14 protein-coding genes are annotated in these 17,305 nt (G+C 71.7%); 5 read left to right on the top strand and 9 right to left on the bottom strand.

Annotated elements, in window-relative coordinates:
- Window positions 1-45: 45 nt before the first annotated feature.
- Window positions 46-1,074, bottom strand: a complete 1,029-nt coding sequence (locus ACIBNA_RS34230; protein WP_399169073.1) for an LLM class flavin-dependent oxidoreductase — start codon at window positions 1,072-1,074, stop codon at window positions 46-48.
- Window positions 1,075-1,349: 275 nt separating this feature from the next.
- Between ACIBNA_RS34230 and ACIBNA_RS34225 the strand changes: the two genes are divergently transcribed.
- Window positions 1,350-1,682 carry an ATP/GTP-binding protein gene (locus ACIBNA_RS34225; protein ID WP_274819651.1) on the top strand — a complete coding sequence of 111 codons (333 nt, stop codon included), beginning with the start codon at window positions 1,350-1,352 and terminating at the stop codon, window positions 1,680-1,682.
- Window positions 1,683-1,688: 6 nt separating this feature from the next.
- Here ACIBNA_RS34225 and ACIBNA_RS34220 read toward each other — a convergent pair whose 3' ends face one another.
- The 7 genes from ACIBNA_RS34220 to mce form a co-directional block, all read right to left on the bottom strand.
- Window positions 1,689-2,558: an ABC transporter permease subunit gene (locus ACIBNA_RS34220; protein ID WP_399169072.1), complete on the bottom strand. Its 870-nt coding sequence runs from the start codon at window positions 2,556-2,558 to the stop codon at window positions 1,689-1,691.
- Window positions 2,555-3,964, bottom strand: coding sequence for an ABC transporter ATP-binding protein (locus ACIBNA_RS34215; RefSeq protein WP_399169071.1), 1,410 nt, complete (start codon window positions 3,962-3,964; stop codon window positions 2,555-2,557). The genes ACIBNA_RS34220 and ACIBNA_RS34215 overlap by 4 nt, the downstream gene beginning before the upstream one ends.
- Before the next feature lie 133 nt (window positions 3,965-4,097).
- The gene (locus ACIBNA_RS34210) at window positions 4,098-4,868 is read right to left on the bottom strand and encodes an ABC transporter permease (RefSeq protein ID WP_399169070.1); all 771 of its coding nucleotides are present in this window, start codon (window positions 4,866-4,868) and stop codon (window positions 4,098-4,100) included.
- A 2-nt stretch (window positions 4,869-4,870) separates the two neighbouring features.
- On the bottom strand, window positions 4,871-5,830 hold the full coding sequence (locus ACIBNA_RS34205; RefSeq protein ID WP_399169069.1) for an ABC transporter ATP-binding protein: 960 nt from the start codon (window positions 5,828-5,830) through the stop codon (window positions 4,871-4,873).
- A gap of 85 nt (window positions 5,831-5,915) precedes the next feature.
- Window positions 5,916-6,851, bottom strand: coding sequence for a cellulose-binding protein (locus ACIBNA_RS34200; protein ID WP_399169068.1), 936 nt, complete (start codon window positions 6,849-6,851; stop codon window positions 5,916-5,918).
- Between the two features lie 182 nt (window positions 6,852-7,033).
- On the bottom strand, window positions 7,034-10,981 hold the full coding sequence (scy, locus tag ACIBNA_RS34195; protein ID WP_399169066.1) for a polarized growth protein Scy: 3,948 nt from the start codon (window positions 10,979-10,981) through the stop codon (window positions 7,034-7,036).
- 233 nt (window positions 10,982-11,214) lie between these two features.
- Window positions 11,215-11,655 (bottom strand): methylmalonyl-CoA epimerase, encoded by a 441-nt coding sequence (gene mce / locus ACIBNA_RS34190; protein WP_399169065.1) that lies wholly within the window; start codon window positions 11,653-11,655, stop codon window positions 11,215-11,217.
- Window positions 11,656-11,803: 148 nt separating this feature from the next.
- Between mce and ACIBNA_RS34185 the strand changes: the two genes are divergently transcribed.
- Both ACIBNA_RS34185 and meaB read left to right on the top strand, forming a co-directional pair.
- Entirely contained in the window at window positions 11,804-13,027 is a 1,224-nt protein-coding gene (locus ACIBNA_RS34185) for an acetyl-CoA C-acetyltransferase (RefSeq protein WP_399169064.1), read from the top strand.
- 41 nt (window positions 13,028-13,068) lie between these two features.
- Window positions 13,069-14,025: a methylmalonyl Co-A mutase-associated GTPase MeaB gene (gene meaB, locus ACIBNA_RS34180; protein WP_399169063.1), complete on the top strand. Its 957-nt coding sequence runs from the start codon at window positions 13,069-13,071 to the stop codon at window positions 14,023-14,025.
- A gap of 410 nt (window positions 14,026-14,435) precedes the next feature.
- Here the strand turns inward: meaB and ACIBNA_RS34175 are convergent, their stop codons facing one another.
- Window positions 14,436-15,092, bottom strand: coding sequence for a PepSY domain-containing protein (locus tag ACIBNA_RS34175; protein WP_399169062.1), 657 nt, complete (start codon window positions 15,090-15,092; stop codon window positions 14,436-14,438).
- A gap of 116 nt (window positions 15,093-15,208) precedes the next feature.
- Between ACIBNA_RS34175 and ACIBNA_RS34170 the strand changes: the two genes are divergently transcribed.
- Window positions 15,209-15,877, top strand: coding sequence for a response regulator transcription factor (locus ACIBNA_RS34170; RefSeq protein ID WP_399169061.1), 669 nt, complete (start codon window positions 15,209-15,211; stop codon window positions 15,875-15,877).
- Window positions 15,874-17,286, top strand: a complete 1,413-nt coding sequence (locus tag ACIBNA_RS34165) for an ATP-binding protein (RefSeq protein WP_399169060.1) — start codon at window positions 15,874-15,876, stop codon at window positions 17,284-17,286. The genes ACIBNA_RS34170 and ACIBNA_RS34165 overlap by 4 nt, the downstream gene beginning before the upstream one ends.
- Window positions 17,287-17,305 lie beyond the last annotated feature (19 nt).

Raw genomic sequence — 17,305 nt, 5'->3', positions numbered from 1 at the left:
CAGTTTCTGTACCGGAGCGGCAAGCCCCAGGAGCCCACCGCGCTTTCAGGCGAGTTGGGGGAGCACCTCGGCCCCCAGCCGCCGTACGTTCTCCTCCGTCGCCGCCAGGTCCCCGGAGCCCTCCACGAGCAGGGCGAAGCGGGAGATGCCGGTCCGCTCGCTGGTCGCCGCCAGCCGGTCGGCGCACAGCGCTGGTGTGCCCACCGGGTGCAGTCCGCAGAGCAGTTCGGTGTACGCCAGCGGGTCGCGCATCCGGCGTGTGCGCCCGTCGACCGTGACATGCGCCTCCAGGCCCTGCTTCAACCAGCCCGGCATCGCCTTCATCAGCGTCTCCGCCGCGTCGACCCGCTTGTCCGCGATCTGGCAGACGCCCGCCGACACATGGGACGCGCCCTGGATCTCCTCAGCCGGCCGGCCGCACGCCCGCGCGTGCCGCCGCCACAGGGCGACCATCTCGGCCTTCTCCTCGTCCCCGATGTGCATCCCGAGCAGCATCGACAGACCGCGCTCGGCCGCCAGCCGCACGCTCGCCGGCGACGTGCAGGCGACGACGAGCTCGGGCCCCTCGGCCTCGGTCAGGGCCTCCGACGGCCGGGGAACCACCGGGACTTCACGGAAGCGGAAGCGCTCCCCGTCGGCCGCCACCGACGCGTCGCGCAGCCAGCGCACCAGTACGTCCAGGGACTCCGGGAACCCTTTCTCGTACGCCTCCAGACCCGCACCGAACACCTCCAGGTCGACCCACGGGCCGCCGCGCCCGACGCCGAGCGTGAAACGGCCGTCGCTCGTGTGGTGCAGCAGCGCCGCCTGTTCGCCCAGGGCCACGGGGTGGGTGGTGGGCAGGACGCTGACCGCCGTACCGACCCGGATACGGCGGGTGCGGCCGAGCAGGAAAGCGGCCAGGGTGACCGCCGACGGGCACGTGCCGTACGGCACGAAGTGGTGTTCGGCCAGCCAGACCGTGTCGAGCCCGGCCTCCTCGGCGACCTCGGCCGAGCGGACCGCGCGGTGCAGCGCCTCTCCCTCGCCCTGACCGGGGAACTGGGCCGCCAACACGAAACTTCCAACGCGCATTGCTTTCCTGCTTCCTTGGCTCCGACACGGGAGCTCCCCCACAGGGCATAACCGTCTGACACGTGCCGAGGACACGGCCGGTCGAGGCATTTTGCGGATTGTCTGCAGAATGGGGCGTTCCGCGCGGAGCCCGGGAAGACTCCCACGGGGAGAGCTCGGCGGACCCCGCCGCGCCCGGCGAGGGACTTGTGGCGATCGGTGGCGTACGCGTACCCCGGTCCGCGCCGCGTAGGCTGGACGCGCCCCGTGTCCTGTATAGCCCCGAGAGGTGTCCCGTGTCCCCGCGTCGCAACCGACCCAAGGGCGCTGTTTCGTCCGGCCGGAGCGCCGAGGACGACCGCCCCGGCCGCTACGGCGGCTGGCAGTCGTCGGAGAACTGGCAGGGCGAGAACTGGAGCGTGCGGCACGTGGCCGGCGCGAGCGCGCAGGGCAAGTCGTACCGCTGCCCCGGCTGCGACCAGATGATCCCGGACGGAGTGCCGCACGTGGTGGCCTGGTCCGAGCACACGGGCGTCGACGACCGCCGGCACTGGCACAAGGCCTGCTGGAACGCGCGGGACCGCCGCACCCCGGGGGTGCGGCGGTCCCGTAACGCGCCCAGATTCTGACGGACCTCAGACGTCCCGCTTCTCCAGCAGCGCGAAGGCGGCGGCGAACGCGACGGCCGTCGCGCCGAGGATGATCCACAGCGGGTCCCAGCCGGACGGGCCGGACTGGCTGAGGGAGTTGGAGTAGAAGACGCTCAGCTGGTTCGGGATCGAGTACTCGAACAGCGCGTCGCGGATGTCCTGCAGCGACTCCGAGAACATGAACAGCGCGATCACCAGCGGGGCGAGCACGGCGCCGATCATGATGGTGATGGCGCCCGCCGAGTGCCGGATGATCGATCCGATGGCGAGCGAGAGCAGGCCCAGCAGCGCGACGTACGCCGCGATGCCGACCGTGCCCCTCAGCCACTCCCCGGTGGACGGGTCCTTGGCGCCCTGGCCCTCCAGCATCGCCACGTGCAGGAAGGCGACGAGGGTCGCCGACACCAGCGTCACCACGAACGCGACCAGGAAGAACACGATGCCCTTCGCCGCCAGCACCCGGCCCCGGCTCGGGCACGCGACCATCGTGGTGCGGACCATGCCCGTGCCGTACTCGGAGGCCGTGGTCAGCACGCCCAGCGTGATGATGCACATGCTGCCGAGCAACAGCCCGAAGAAGCCCAGCCCGAGCGGGCTCTCGCCGGACAGGGCCGGGTCGGAGTTCGCCACCACCACGCCGGTCAGCGTGCCGATGCCGACGACGAGCAGGACGAACACGCCGAGCGTCCACATCGTGGAGCGTACCGACCTGATCTTCGTCCACTCGGAGGCGATGGCATGCCCGAGGTGCGTCCGCACGACCGGGATCGGCGAGGTGTAGCCGGGGTACGAAGAACCGGGCGCCGCCTCCCAGGTGGGTGCGGCCGGCGGCATCTGGGGCTGGGGGCTGCTCATCGGGGGTCCTCGGGCTTGGTCAGGTCGGAGGTCGGGACGGGCGCGGGCGCGACGGGCGCCTGAGGGACCGGCCGGGCAGCCGGCTGCGCGGCTGCCGGCGGCGCACCCGCGCCCGCTTGGGCGACGGGCGCCGCCGGGCCGGCCTGCGGTGCCCGGCTTGCGGGCTGCGCGGGCGCGGCGCTCGCCTGCGCAGCCGGCGCGGCGGGCGCTGCCGGGGGCTGGGGTGCTGCCCGGCCCGCGTGCTGCGCGGGCGTCTGCGGCGTCTGACCTGCCGGCTGGGCGTACGGGTTGGGCGTTCCCGGGGCCCCGGGTGGGCCGTACGGGCCGGCCGGTGCCTGGCCCGGCGCGCCCTGCGGCGGCATCGAGAAGGGCTGCCCGCCCTGCTGGGGCGGCGGCGGGGCGTACCAGTCGGGCTGGCCCTGCCCGGGCACCGGCACCGGGGGCTGCGCCCCGGGCGGCAGCGGCTGCTGGAGCCCTTCCTTCTGGTCGATGGTCGAGCGGTAGTCGACCGCGCCCTGCGTCATCCGCATGTACGCCTCCTCCAGCGAGGCCTGGTGCGGCGACAGCTCCCACAGCCGTACGTCGTGGTCGTGCGCGATGTCGCTGATGCGGGGGAGCGGCAGCCCGGTCACGCGCAGCGCGCCGTCCTGCTCGGGCAGCACGTGCCCGCCCGACTCGGTGAGCGCGGCCGACAGCTTCTCACGCTGCTGCGGCTCGGTGTCGGGCGTCCGGACGCGCGCGAAGTCCGCGGAGTTCGCGGAGATGAAGTCCGTGACACTCATGTCGGCGAGCAGCTGCCCGCGCCCGATGACGATGAGGTGGTCGGCGGTCAGCGCCATCTCGCTCATCAGATGGGAGGAGACGAAGACCGTACGGCCCTCCGCGGCGAGTGCCTTCATCAGGTTGCGCACCCAGAGGATGCCCTCGGGGTCGAGGCCGTTGACCGGCTCGTCGAACAGCAGCACCTGCGGGTCGCCGAGCAGCGCGGCGGCGATGCCGAGCCGCTGCCCCATGCCCAGGGAGAAGCCCTTGGACCGCTTCTTGGCCACGTCCTGGAGGCCGACGACCCCGAGCACCTCGTCCACCCGCTTGGCCGGGATGCCCGACAGCTGGGCCAGGCACAGCAGGTGATTGCGGGCGGCCCGGCCGCCGTGCACGGCCTTGGCGTCCAGCAGGGCACCGACCTGGCGGGGGGCGTTGGGCAGCTTGCGGTACGGATAGCCGCCGATCGTCACATGCCCGGCCGTCGGGTTGTCCAGGCCGAGGATCATCCGCATCGTCGTCGACTTGCCCGAGCCGTTCGGCCCGAGGAAGCCGGTGACCGCTCCCGGCCGCACCTGAAAGGAAAGGTTGTACACAGCGGTCTTGTCGCCGTAGCGCTTCGTCAGGCCGACTGCTTCGATCATGCTCCGCACCCATCGCAAGGTTCAGGACAGCGGGGCACACGCCCCCCGTAAGGGTTAGGAGGATATCGAGGCGCTGACGGTTCCGCCCAAAAGAAAGTAAAGGGTTGAGCACGACGCGCCCCGACAGCCCCTCCTAGGCGTCGCGCTTCTTGAGCAGCACATACCCGCCGACCAGTGCCGCGAGCACCCACAACCCCATGATCCCGAGGCCGCCCCACGGCCCGTACGGGGTGTCGTCGTCGATGGGCGTGACCACCTGCATGATCTTGCTGCCGGCCTGGTCGGGCAGAAACCGGCCGACCTTCTTCGTCGCGTCGACATTGCCCAGGACGCTGGAGATCAGGAAGAAGAAAGGCATCAGGATGCCCAGCGACAGCATCGGCGAGCGCAGCATCGCGGCGACGCCCATGGAGAACATCGCGATCAGCGCCATGTAGAGGCCGCCGCCGAACACCGCCCGCAGCACCCCCGGGTCGCCGATCTCCGCCCGGTGCTCACCCAGCATCGCCTGCCCCAGGAAGAAGGCGGCGAAGCTGGTGACGAGCCCGACCAGGAGGGCGAGCGCACTGGCGACCGCGATCTTGCTGAACAGGAAGGAGCCGCGCTGCGGCACGGCGGCCAGCGAGGTGCGGATCATGCCGGTGCTGTACTCGTTCGACACCACCAGCACACCGAACACGATCATCGCGAGCTGCCCGAGACTCATCCCCGCGAAGCTGATGAACGTCGGGTCGAACTCCGCCCGCCCCTGCGCACCCATGGAGTCGAACTCGTTCTTGGACAGGGCCGAGATCAGCATGCCGAGGGCGACCGTCACGACCACCACCAGCGAGAGGGTCCACACCGTGGACGCCACCGACCGGATCTTCGTCCACTCCGACCGTACGACCTGCGTCGTCGCCATGCTCAGCCCCTCTTCCAGCCGTCGCCCCGCTGCTGCCCTGAAGGCTCGGGACCCGTCTCGCTGTGTGCGTGGTACTCCACCGACTCCGCGGTCAGCCGCATGAACGCCTCCTCCAGCGAGGCCTGTTGCGGGCTCAGCTCGTGCAGCGTGATCCCGTGCTGCGCCGCCAGCTCGCCGACGTGCTCGGCCTTGCCGCCGTCCACCTCCAGCACCCCGTCACCGCTTTCGACCGCCACGGTCCCGGCCTGGTGCAGCACGTCGAGCAGCCGCTCCCGCTGCGGGCTGCGGACCCGGACGTAGGACCGTGAGTTGCGCGCGATGAAGTCGGCCATGGAGGTGTCCGCGAGCAGCCGCCCCTGCCCGATGACGACGAGGTGGTCGGCGGTCAGCGCCATCTCGCTCATCAGATGGGAGGAGACGAAGACGGTCCGGCCCTGCGCCGCCAGGGACTTCATCAGGGTGCGGATCCAGTGGATGCCCTCGGGGTCGAGCCCGTTGACCGGCTCGTCGAACATCAGGATCCGGGGATCGCCGAGCAGCGCGGCCGCGATGCCGAGCCGCTGCCCCATGCCCATGGAGAAGCCCTTGGTCTTCTTCTTCGCGACGGCCGTCAGCCCGACCGTGTCCAGCACCTCCCGCACCCGGCCGCGCGGAATGCCGTTGCTCTGCGCGAGGCACAGCAGGTGGTTGTAGGCGGTGCGCCCGCCGTGCCAGGCCTTGGCCTCCAGCAGGGCGCCGATGTACGTCAGCGGGTCCTTGAGCTGCTGGTAGTGCTTGCCGTCGATCCGGACGTCGCCGGCGGTCGGGTGGTCCAGACCAAGGATCATCCGCATGGTCGTGGACTTGCCCGCGCCGTTGGGCCCGAGAAAGCCGGTGACGATGCCTGGTCTGACGGTGAACGACAGGTTGTTGACCGCCACCTTCTCGCCGTAACGCTTGGTCAGCCCCTCGAGCTCAATCATGCCGCCACGCTAGAACGGGACAAAGCCCTCTGCCACCCAGGCGGCAGAGGGCTTTGCGGAGATTCAGGCTCCGTATGCCCCGGTGTTACCGGGACTGCTGGGCCGGGACCCCGCGGGAGACCGGCTCGTCCTCGGCCGGCGTACCGGCGGCGGCCACCGCGGCGCCCGTGAGCGTGGCGAGCATCTCGCGGACGTTCGTCAGCTGGGCGTTGATGGAGTCGCGGCGGTTGGTGAGGGCCGCGAGCTCGCGCTCGGATTCCGAACGGATGCGGTCGGCCTTGGCGTTGGCGTCGGCCACGATGTCCTCGGCCTGGCGCTGGGCCGTCTCCACCGTCTGGCGGGCGCGGCGCTCGGCGTCCGTGCGCAGCTTCTCCGCCTCCAGGCGGAGCTGCTCGGCGCGGTGCTCGATCTCGGCGAGACGCTTCTCGGCCTTGGCCTGACGGGAGGCCAGATCGCGCTCGGACTGCTCGCGGCGCTTGGCGAGGTTCGTCTCGAAGTCCGCGGCGGCCTGCGCGGCCTTGGCGCGGGTCTCCTCGAAGAGGGCGTCCGCCTCCTCGCGCTTGGACTGCGCGTCCTTCTGCGCCTCGGAACGCAGCTGGGCGGCGTCGCTCTTGGCCTTCTCGACGATCCGCAGGCCCTCGTCCTCGGCCTTGGCCTTGCGCTCCGCCGAGTACGACTCGGCGTCGTTGCGCACCTGCTGGGCCGCCGACTCGGCGAGTTCGCGGTGCTGCTCGGCCGCGCGCCGGGCCTCCTCGCGCAGGTCCTTCGCCTCTTCCTCGGCGAGGCGGAGGATCTTCTCCACGCGCGCGCCGAGACCCGCGTACGACGGCTCGGCGTCGCTGATCTGGGCCTGGGCGTTCTGCGTCTCGAGGTGGAGCTCCTCGATGCGCTTTTCCAGAGCGGTGATGCGGGCGAGAGCGCTGTCACGGTCGGAGACGAGCTTGGAGATACGTTCGTCCACCTGAGCGCGGTCGTACCCACGCCGCACAAGCTCGAAGCCGTAGGGGGAAGTGTCGCTCATGGGGTTCCTGTCGAATGAGACCGGTGAGGTGATAGGTGGAATCCTAGGGGCCGAAACGGTGTGTCATCGAGCGGATGCGCGTTTGGTCTGCAAAATGAGACCCCTTTTGGGTGGCTGACCGCAGGACTGCTTGCAAAGACTCGGTCAAAGGCCCCAGCACACACCGGTTTCGCCCCGGTTCGCTAGCTTTCCGAGGACTTGCCACCCGAACGGGGTGCGCCGACTGTTGCGCCTGCCTTGACTCCGTTGTCCTTGGCCGGGGACGGGGCCTCGAAGGATTCCAACGCCTCCAGGACGTCCTGGACACGGGAGATCTCGGCGTTGATGTCCTCGCGGCGGCGGACCAGGACCTCAAGCTCGCGCTTGCCCTCCTCGACCGTGCGCTTGGCCTCGCGGATCGCCTCGGCCTTGAGCTCCTCGGCCTCCCGGACCAGCGTGGCCTTCTTCTGCTCGGCCTCCTTGAGCAGCCCCTCGGCCTTCTTCACCGCGGCGATACGGACCTTGCCCGCCTCGGAGTTGGCCTCCGAGACGATTTCCTTGGCCTGCGCCTGCGCCTTCGCGAGCTGCTCCTCGGCGGCCTTGACGAGCGCGTCACAGCGGTCACCCGCCGACTTCATCGCCTCCGCCGACTCCCGGCGGGCCCGCTCGTGCAGCTCCTCGATCTCCGTCGTGATGCGGTCGCGCAGCTCCTCGGCACGCTCCCTGATCTGCGTGGCGTCCCGGCGCGCGCCGACCAGCAGCTCGTCCGCGTCCGTACGGGCCTTCTCCACCAGCGAGTTGCCCTCGACCGTCGCCTCGGAAACGAGCCGGTCGGCCTCCTTGCGGGCCGCGCCCACCATCGTGTCGGCCTGCGACTCGGCCTCCGCGGTGGTCTTGTGCGCCTGCTGCTGCGCCTCGGTGAGCAGCTTGTCGGCCTCGGCCGTGGTCTCGGAGATGAGCTTGTCGACCTGCTCGGCCGCCTCGGAGCGCCGCTTGTTGGCGTCCTTGCGGGCCTCGTCCAGCGCGCGGTCGGCCTCCTCGCGCGCGGAGTTGACGAGCCGCTCCGCCTCCGCCTCCGCGTCAGCCTTGACGCGATCGGCCTCGCTGCGGACCCGCTCGGCATGCTGCTGCGCCGAGCCGACCGTCTCCGCGGCCTCGGCCCGCAGCCGCTCCGCCTCGGCGGTGGCCTCCCCGACCAGCTGGTCGGCCTTGGCGACCGACTCGGCCCGCACCCGCTCGGCCTCCGTGGCCGCCTCGGAACGCAGGCGCTCGGCCTCGGAGATGGCCTCCGTACGGACCCGCTCGGCCTCGGCGACCGTCTCCATCCGCAGCCGGTCGGTCTCCTGGACCGTCTCGGTCGTGAGCCGCTCCGCCTCGCCCCGCGCCTCGGTGATGAGGGTGTCCGCCTGCGTCGCCGCGTCCGAGCGGATGCGGTTGGCGTCCTCGCGGGCGTCCGCCCGGGTGCGCGAGGCGCTCTGCTCGGCCTCCGCGATGGTGTCCGACGCCTCCGTGCGCACCCGCTGGGCGTGCTCGGCGACGTCCGCGCGGATCCGCTCCGCCTCCGCGATCGCCTCGGACATCGTCCGCTCGGCGAGCGCCTTGGCGGCCTCGGACTCCTCGTGGGCCTCGCGCCGCAGCCGGCCGGCGTCCTCGCTCGCCCGCTCCCGTTCGGCGTAGGCGTCGGCGCGGACCCGGTCCGCCTCCTCCTGCGCCTCGCGCCGCGTACGGTCCGCCGCGTGCTCGGCGGCACTGCGCAGCCCGGCGATCTCCTCCTGGGCCTGCTCGTGCAGCCCCGCGACGGAGTCGCGGACCTGCTGCGCGTGCTGCTCGGCCGCCGACACCATCTCCGTGGCACGCCGGTCGGCCTCCTCGACCAGCCGTACGGCCTCGGTCTGCGCCTCCTCCACGCGCTTGCGCGCGGAAGCCAGCAGCTCCTCGCTCTGCTCGCGGGCCCGCTCGCGCTCCTGGTCGGCCTCCTGCCGGGCACTGCCGAGGACTTCCTCGGCCTCCCGGCGGCGCCGGTTGGCCTCCTCCTGGGCGGCGGCCAGCGTCTCGGACGCCTCCACGGCCAGCCGCTCGGCGGCGGCCTGCGCCTCCGCGCGCACCCGGTCGGCGCTCTCCTGCGCCTCCGCCTTCAGCCGCTCGGCCTCGTTCGCGGCCTCCGACCGCAGCCGTACGGCGACGGCCTCGCCCTCGGCACGCGCGGCCGACGCGTCGGACGCGGCCTCGTCGCGCAGCCGCTCGGCCTCCGCCTCCGCCTGCTGCTGGAGCGTACGGATCCGCTCCGCGGCCTCGGCACGCAGCCGCTCGTTCTCCTCGGCGGCCTCGCGACGGATCCGCGCGGCCTCCTCACGGGCGTCGGACAGCGCCTGCTCGGCGGCCGTCAGCCGCTCCTCCGCCTCCGTCTGGAGCCGCGTCAGCTCCTGGGCGGCCTCCGCGCGGCGGGCCTCCATGGCCCGCTCGGTCTCCTCGTGCAGCTCCCGCGCCGCACGCTCGGCGTCCGCCTTGAGGGCCTCGGCCTGCTCGACGACCTCCTCGCGGTGCCGCTCGGCCTCCTGCCGGGTGCGCTGGAGGGTCTCCTCGGCCTGCCGGCGCAGGGTCGTCGCCCGCTCGATGGCCTCCGTGCGGACCCTCTCGCTGTCCGTCTGGGCCGTCGTGCGCAGCTCGTCCGCGTCCGCCTTGGCCTTGGAGAGCAGCTCCTCGGCGGACCTCGCCGCCTCCTCGATCTGCGCCACGGCCTCCTTGCGGGCCTCGGCGCGGATCTTCTCGCCCTCGTCGACCGCGTCGGCCCGGAGCTGTTCGGCCTCGCCGCGCAGGCGGCGGGCCTCCTCCTGGAGCTCGACCGTCTTGGCGCGGTACTCCTTGGTGTCGTCCTTCGCCGCGCCCTTGAGCTCCTCGGCGATGTCATGCGCCTCGGCGCGCAGCCGGTCCGCCTCGGCCTCGGCCTCCCCGCGGATCCGCTCGGCCTCCTCGGCCGCGGCCTTGGTGGTCTTCTTGGCGTCCTCCGACGCCTTGTTGAGGACCTCCTCGGCGGTCTTGGCCGCCTTGGACAGCTGGGTCGCCGTCTCCTCGGCCGTGAGCGTGCGGGCCTTCTCGGAGGCCTCCGCGACGATCTTCTCCGCCTCGGCGCGGGCGTCTGCGACGAGCTGCTCTGCCTCGGACTTGGTGTTCTCGGCCTCCTTGGTGGCCTCCTCGACCAGCCGGGCGACCTGCTCCTTGGCGGTGCGCGTACGCGTCTCGTTCGCGGACTCCGCGCCCGCCAGGGCCTTGGCGGCGGCCTCCTTGGCCTCCGCGACCAGCTTCTCCGACTCGGCCTGCGCCTTGCGCAGTGCCTCCTCGGCCTCTGTCATCCGCTGCTCGGCGGCCTTGCTCAGCTCCTGGGCCTGGCGGCGCGCGGACTCCGACTCACTGGCCGTGGACGTCCGCAGCTGCTCGGCGTGGTCGGTGGCCTCCTGGGCCTGGGTGGAGGCGGCGTTGAGCAGCCGCTCGGCGTCGGTGCGGGCACGCCGCAGGATCTGCTCGGCCTCGGTCCGGGCCTCCTCGGCGGCGCTCGTCAGCCGCTGCCGGGCCTCGGTCGCCAGCCGCTCGGCCTCCGCACGGGCGCTGGCCAGGGCCTGCTCGGCCTCGGTGCGGGACTCGTCCAGCAGCCGGCGGGCCTGCTGCTCGGTGCGGGCCCGCAGCTGCTCCGCCCACGCCACGTTCTCGTTGACGTGCGACTCGACCGTCTGGCGGCGCTCGGCCAGCTCCTGGTCGAGCTGCTGGCGCCGGGTCACCGCCTCCTGGTGCAGCTCCGCCTGGAGCCGGGCCGCCTGCTCGGCGTGCTCCTGGAGGATCCGCTGGGTCTGGGACCGGGCCTCGCTCAGCTCGCGCTCGGCGTCCGCGCGGATCTGGTCGGCCTGCATCTGCGCGTTGCGCAGCAACTGCTCGGCCTGCCAGCCGAGGTCGCCCCCGTCGAAGGAGGGCCGGGACATGATGGTGCGCCGCGCCTCGTGCAGCTTGGCGCGCAGCACCTCGACCTGGTAGCCGAGGTCCTCGGCGTGCTGGATCGCCTTTTCCCGCTCGGTCTTCAGCCGCTTCATCTCGGCTTCGAACCGAGAGAGGTGGTCGACGTCAGCCGCCGGCTCTCGCTCCTGGCTCTCGTAGCCCCGCACTGCGCGGTCCCATCCGTCCCCTGGTCGCAACTCTCTCCAAACGAGCTCCGTCCATCCGCCGAACGGGGCCCCCGGGGAATGGTGTCAGATCATCGGCGGAGCATGGGCTGCTGCCCCGACGCTCGTCCCCCGAAACCCGGACCCCGGTGGTCCTGCCGTCGCACGGCGGGACCTCGGTCACCCTGGACTGAGCGGCGACCGCACCCAACCCTACCGGCCCCTATGTACGAGGGTCAGTGCTCAGGTGACTCAACGGGCGCCGAAGTGACCAGTTCTGTCAGTACGCCGTGGCAGTCCTTGGGGTGCAGGAAGGTGATCCGTGACCCCATGGAACCGCGTCGGGGCTCTTCGTAGAGCACGCGAATGCCCTTGTCCTTGATGTCCGCCGCGTCGGCGTCCACGTCCGCCGTACCGAAGGCGATGTGGTGGACGCCCTCGCCGTTCTTCGCGAGCCACTTCGCGACGGTGGAGTCCTCGCGGACCGGCTCCAGGAGCTGGAGGTACGAGGCGCCGCCGTCGGACGTATCGTTGATCTTGAGCATGGCCTCGCGCACGCCCTGCTCCTCGTTGACCTCGGAGTGGAACACCTCGAAGCCGTAGGTGGCACGGTAGAACTCGACGGTCTTGTCGAGGTCGAAACAGGCGATTCCGATGTGGTCGATTCGCGTCAGCATGGATTCAGTGCAGCGCTCCGAAGGTGGTTACGCAACGTGCGCGCGATCACACCGACAGCCCGATGACGGGGTGGAGTACCGGTCAGTACATTCGAAGTAAACCCTCGTTCACTCCTCGGCTGTGCAGCCGGTAAGGGGATCGCAGCTCATGTCTTCTGGAACGTCTGGAACGTCCGGGGCCAACGGCTCCACGTCTGTGATCGTCGCGGGCGCCCGTACCCCGATGGGGCGGTTGCTCGGTTCGCTGAAGTCCTTCTCCGGAGCCGACCTCGGCGGCTTCGCGATCAAGGCCGCCCTCGACCGTGCGGGGATCGGCGGCGATCAGGTGCAGTACGTGATCATGGGGCAGGTGCTCCAGGCCGGGGCGGGGCAGATCCCGGCGCGCCAGGCCGCGGTCAAGGCGGGCATCCCGATGAACGTGCCGGCGCTGACCATCAACAAGGTGTGTCTGTCCGGTCTGGACGCCATCGCGCTGGCGGACCAGTTGATCCGTGCGGGTGAGTTCGACGTGGTCGTCGCCGGCGGTCAGGAGTCCATGACCAACGCCCCGCATCTGCTGCCCAAGTCCCGCGAGGGCTTCAAGTACGGCGCCGTCCAGATGCTCGACGCCATGGCCCACGACGGGCTGACCGACTCCTTCGAAGGCGTCGCCATGGGCGAGTCGACGGAGAGGCACAACACGCGCCTGGACATCGGGCGGGCCGAGCAGGACGAGATCGCCGCGCTGTCCCACCAGCGGGCCGCCGCCGCGCAGAAGAACGGCCTGTTCGAGGCCGAGATCACGCCGGTGGAGATCCCGCAGCGCAAGGGCGACCCGGTGCTGTTCAGCAAGGACGAGGGGATCCGGGGCGACACGACCGCGCAGTCCCTCGGGAAGCTGCGTCCCGCCTTCGCCAAGGACGGCACGATCACGGCCGGTTCGTCGTCGCAGATCTCCGACGGTGCGGCCGCCGTCGTGGTGATGAGCAAGGCCAAGGCGCAGGAGCTCGGCCTGGACTGGATCGCCGAGATCGGGGCGCACGGGAACGTGGCCGGGCCGGACAACTCGCTCCAGTCCCAGCCGTCCAACGCGATCCAGCACGCGTTGAAGAAGGAGGGGCTGAGCGTCGAGGATCTCGACCTCATCGAGATCAACGAGGCGTTCGCGGCGGTTGCCGTGCAGTCGATGAAGGACCTCGGGGTGTCCACCGAAAAGGTGAATGTCAACGGCGGTGCCATTGCCCTGGGTCACCCGATCGGGATGTCCGGTGCGCGGCTCGTCCTGCACCTCGCGCTGGAGCTGAAGCGGCGCGGTGGTGGCGTGGGCGCGGCCGCGCTGTGCGGTGGCGGTGGCCAGGGTGACGCGCTGATCGTGCGGGTACCGAAGGCCTGAGCACCGGGTTTTTGGACCTCCCTCGTCTGAACGGAGCTGTGATGCAGGACGTCTCCATGCTGGTCGCTCAGGCCAGGGAGGGCCGGCCGCGGGCCGTGGCCCGGCTGATCTCCCTGGTGGAGGGGGCGTCCCCGCAGCTCAGGGAGGTCATGGCGGCGCTCGCGCCGTTGGCGGGCAACGCGTACGTGGTCGGGCTGACCGGGTCGCCGGGGGTCGGCAAGTCCACGTCCACGTCGGCGCTGGTGACCGCGTACCGCAAGCAGGACAAGCGGGTCGGCGTGCTGGCCGTCGACCCGTCGTCCCCGTTCTCCGGCGGTGCGCTGCTCGGGGACCGGGTGCGGATGTCGGAGCACGCGTCCGACCCGGGCGTGTACATCCGTTCGATGGCGACGCGCGGGCATCTGGGCGGGCTCGCGTGGGCCGCGCCTCAGGCCATCCGGGTGCTGGACGCGGCGGGGTGTGACGTGATCCTCGTCGAGACGGTGGGTGTGGGGCAGTCCGAGGTGGAGATCGCCTCGCAGGCGGACACGTCCGTCGTGCTGCTCGCGCCGGGGATGGGCGACGGGATCCAGGCGGCCAAGGCCGGGATCCTGGAGATCGGTGACGTGTACGTCGTGAACAAGGCCGACCGGGACGGGGCGGACGCGACGGCTCGCGAGCTGAACCACATGCTGGGGCTGGGGGAGGCCCGGGGCCCCGGGGACTGGCGGCCGCCGATCGTGAAGACCGTCGCCGCACGGGGGGAGGGCATGGACGAGGTCGTCGAGGCCCTGGAGAAGCATCGGGCCTGGATGGAGGAGCGGGGGGTGCTCGCGGAGCGGCGTATGGCCCGTGCGGCGCGGGAGGTCGAGACGATCGCGGTGACGGCGCTGCGGGAGCGGATCGGGGACCTGCACGGGGACCGGCGCCTTGGCGCGCTGGCGGAGCGGATCGTGGCGGGTGAGCTGGATCCGTACCGTGCGGCTGACGAGCTCGTCGCGGGGTTGACGGAGGGCTGAGCGGCGCGGTGCCTGCGGCGGCCTGCGCGGGTGTGGTGGCGGTGCGCGTAGCGCCTGCTCGCCGGTGGTGGGGCGGGGCCGGGCCGGGGGGTGTCCGTCCTCGGAACGGCGCGATGGGCTTGCGAACCAACTAACTCCCCGTTGACGCGCCAACCGCTGCGGGCGGCCCCCCGATATGTCCCCTTCCGTGCGTGCGCGAGTGCGGACCGCCTGGCTGCGGCAATCGCGCCGCCAAGGGCGGCACGGGTGGGCGATGGGGGTACCCCTGCTCGAGCGAAGCCGAGAGCTTGGGGGGAGGCACCCCGTTCCGCCGGGTTGCGGCCCCACCCGGCCCCGGCGACAACGCCGAGCAGCTCGCCGCCCCGGCGTCAGCAGCGACGCCGGGGCGGCGGGAAAGTGCCTGGACCTGATCAGTCCTGGTCGTCCGCGTCCTCCTGGTCGTCCGAGTGGTCCGCCGTGACCTTGCCCGTGCCGAGGTCTATCTTCCAGTCCTGCTCGGCGCCGCCGGACTTGCGCGTCTCGGCCTCCCAGGACTTGTTCTTGCCGTCCTCGTCCAGGTCCACGGACGTCACCGTGCCCTTGCCGGCGGCAGCCTTCGCCGCCTCCTCGGCCGTCACGGAAGACCCCTTCAGCGCCGCCCGCACCTGCGCCGTGTCGTCCTCGTCGTCGGTCTCCGAGCCGAGGACCTTGCCGTTGGACGGGTCGATACGGACGCTGTGCAGGCTGTTGTCGCCGGAAAGGACGTCGACCTTCCAGATCACCTTGTCGCTGTCGTCCTCGTCGTCCAGCTCGGCGGACACGGCCGTGCCGGGCGTGTGCTTCAGCGCGGAGGCGATGGCCTCGGACGCCGTCACATCGGCGGAAGCCGCCCGCGCGGCGTCGTCGTCGCGGTCGTCCTGCGCGTCCGCGCCGTCCTGGTCGTCGCGGCCGTCATCCTCCGACAGCCGGGTGTTCGCCGCCTGCCGCGCCGAGCCCTGATCGTCTCCCGTGGTCGCGAGAGCCGTGGCCGTACCGCCTCCGATCAGAGCGGCAGCGGTCACAGCGGCGATCACGATGTTGCGCTTCATGCGGATTCCTCCCGAGTCATTTCGTTTTCGACGTGTTCCAATCTGACCGACCGACGCTGAGAGGAACCTGAAGACCCCTGAAGGGATCTTCAGCTTGGTTTTGCCACTCTTTACCCATGCGCCTGTTGATCGTGGAGGACGAGAAGCGGCTGGCCCTGTCGCTCGCCAGGGGCCTGACGGCCGAGGGGTACGCCGTGGACGTCGTCCACGACGGACGGGAGGGGCTGCACCAGGCCTCGGAGGGCACGTACGACCTGGTGATCCTCGACATCATGCTGCCCGGCCTCAACGGCTACCGGGTCTGTGCCGCCCTGCGCGCCGCCGGGCACGAGGTGCCGATCCTGATGCTCACCGCCAAGGACGGCGAGTACGACGAGGCCGAGGGGCTCGACACCGGTGCGGACGACTATCTGACCAAGCCCTTCTCGTACGTCGTGCTCGTCGCCCGGATCAAGGCGCTGCTGCGGCGGCGCGGGGTGGGTGCCGGGACCTCGGCCGTGCACGTACACGGGGATCTGAAGGTGGACACCGCGGCTCGGCGGGTGTTTCTGGGGGAGGACGAGGTCGCCCTGACGGCCAAGGAGTTCTCCGTGCTGGAGCACCTCGTGCTGCGGGCCGGGGAGGTCGTGTCCAAGTCCGACATCCTCGAACACGTGTGGGACTTCGCGTACGACGGTGATCCCAACATCGTCGAGGTCTACGTCAGCACCCTGCGGCGGAAGCTGCGGGCGGGGCTGATCCGGACCGTGCGCGGCGCCGGGTACCGGCTGGAGACGTCGCCATGAGGCGGCTGTTCGGGTCCGTCCGGGCGCGGGCCACGCTGGGAGCCACGCTCGTGGTCGCGGTGGCGCTCGTCGCCGCAGGGGCCGCCGTCCTGCTGTCTTTGAAGTCCAACCTGACGGGCGAGGCCGGCACCCGGGCGGAGCGCTCCGCCCGGGCGGTCGCCTCCGAGCTCGCCGCGGGTACGCCGTACGGCAAGCTGTCCGGGCTGGACGGCGACGACGGGCCGGTCCAGGTCCTCGCCGAGAAGAAGCGGCTGGTGGCGGCCAGCGAGGATCTGGAGAAGATCAGCGGTACCGACTCCGACCGGGTGAAGCCGCAGTCGCCGACGGCGCCTCGCGAGGGCGATGATGACGACGACTCCGACGACCACGAAGAGGTCCTCGAACCCGGGGAGATCGCCGGGGAGAGCACCTTCAGCAACGGGTCCGCGACGATCGACGGCGACACGGCGGACTACCGGTTCGCCGCCGTCGAGGTCGAGACCCACGACCGGGGGCGTCTGAAGGTCTACGCCGGTGCCCCGCTGGCCGCCGAGCACGGGGCCACGCAGACCGCGCTGACGGTGATGCTGATCGGGTTCCCGCTGCTGCTCGGCGTCGTCGCGGGGGTGACCTGGCTGGTCACCCGGCGGGCGCTGCGGCCGGTGGAGGGCATCCGCAGCGAGATGGCCGCGATCACCGCCTCCCAGGACCTCGCGCGCCGTGTCCCGGAGCCGCAGACGCACGACGAGGTCGCCCGGCTCGCCCGCACGACGAACGAGACGCTCGCGGCCCTGGAGACGTCCGTGGAGCGGCAGCGGCGCTTCGTCGCCGACGCCTCCCACGAGCTGCGGAGCCCGATCGCCTCGCTGCGCACGCAGTTGGAGGTGGCCGCCGCGCATCCCGAGCTGCTGGACCTCGACGGGGCCGTGGAGGACACCGTACGGCTCCAGCGGCTCGCCGCCGACCTGCTGCTGCTCGCCCGGCTGGACGCGGGGGAGCGGCCCAGCGACGCGAAGGTCGACCTCGCCGGGCTGGCCCGGGAGGAGGCCGAGGGGCGGACGGGTGTGACGGTGGACGCGGAGCAGGTGAACGTGGCCGGATCGCGCGGGCAGTTGGGGCGGGTGCTGGCCAATCTGCTCGACAACGCCCAGCGGCATGCCCGGTCGGTCGTCACCGTGAGCGTGCGACGGGAGGGTGAGCTGGCCGTGGTCGGAGTGGCGGACGACGGGGACGGCGTGCCCGAGGCTGACCGGGAGCGGATCTTCGAGCGGTTCGTACGGCTGGACGCCGCCCGCAGCCGCGACGACGGCGGGGCCGGGCTGGGACTGGCCATCGCCCGGGACGTCGCCGTACGGCACGGCGGCACGCTCGCGGCCGGACAAGGGCACGCAGGCGGAGCCCTGTTCGAACTCCGCCTGCCGCTCGCCTAGGGCCTGTCGTCACCGGGGC

Origin of the sequence: Streptomyces sp. NPDC050164 (genome assembly GCF_044459945.1) — a bacterium.
GTDB classification, from domain to species: Bacteria; Actinomycetota; Actinomycetes; order Streptomycetales; family Streptomycetaceae; genus Streptomyces; species Streptomyces coeruleorubidus_A.
This window is presented reverse-complemented; position numbering and strand designations above follow the sequence as displayed.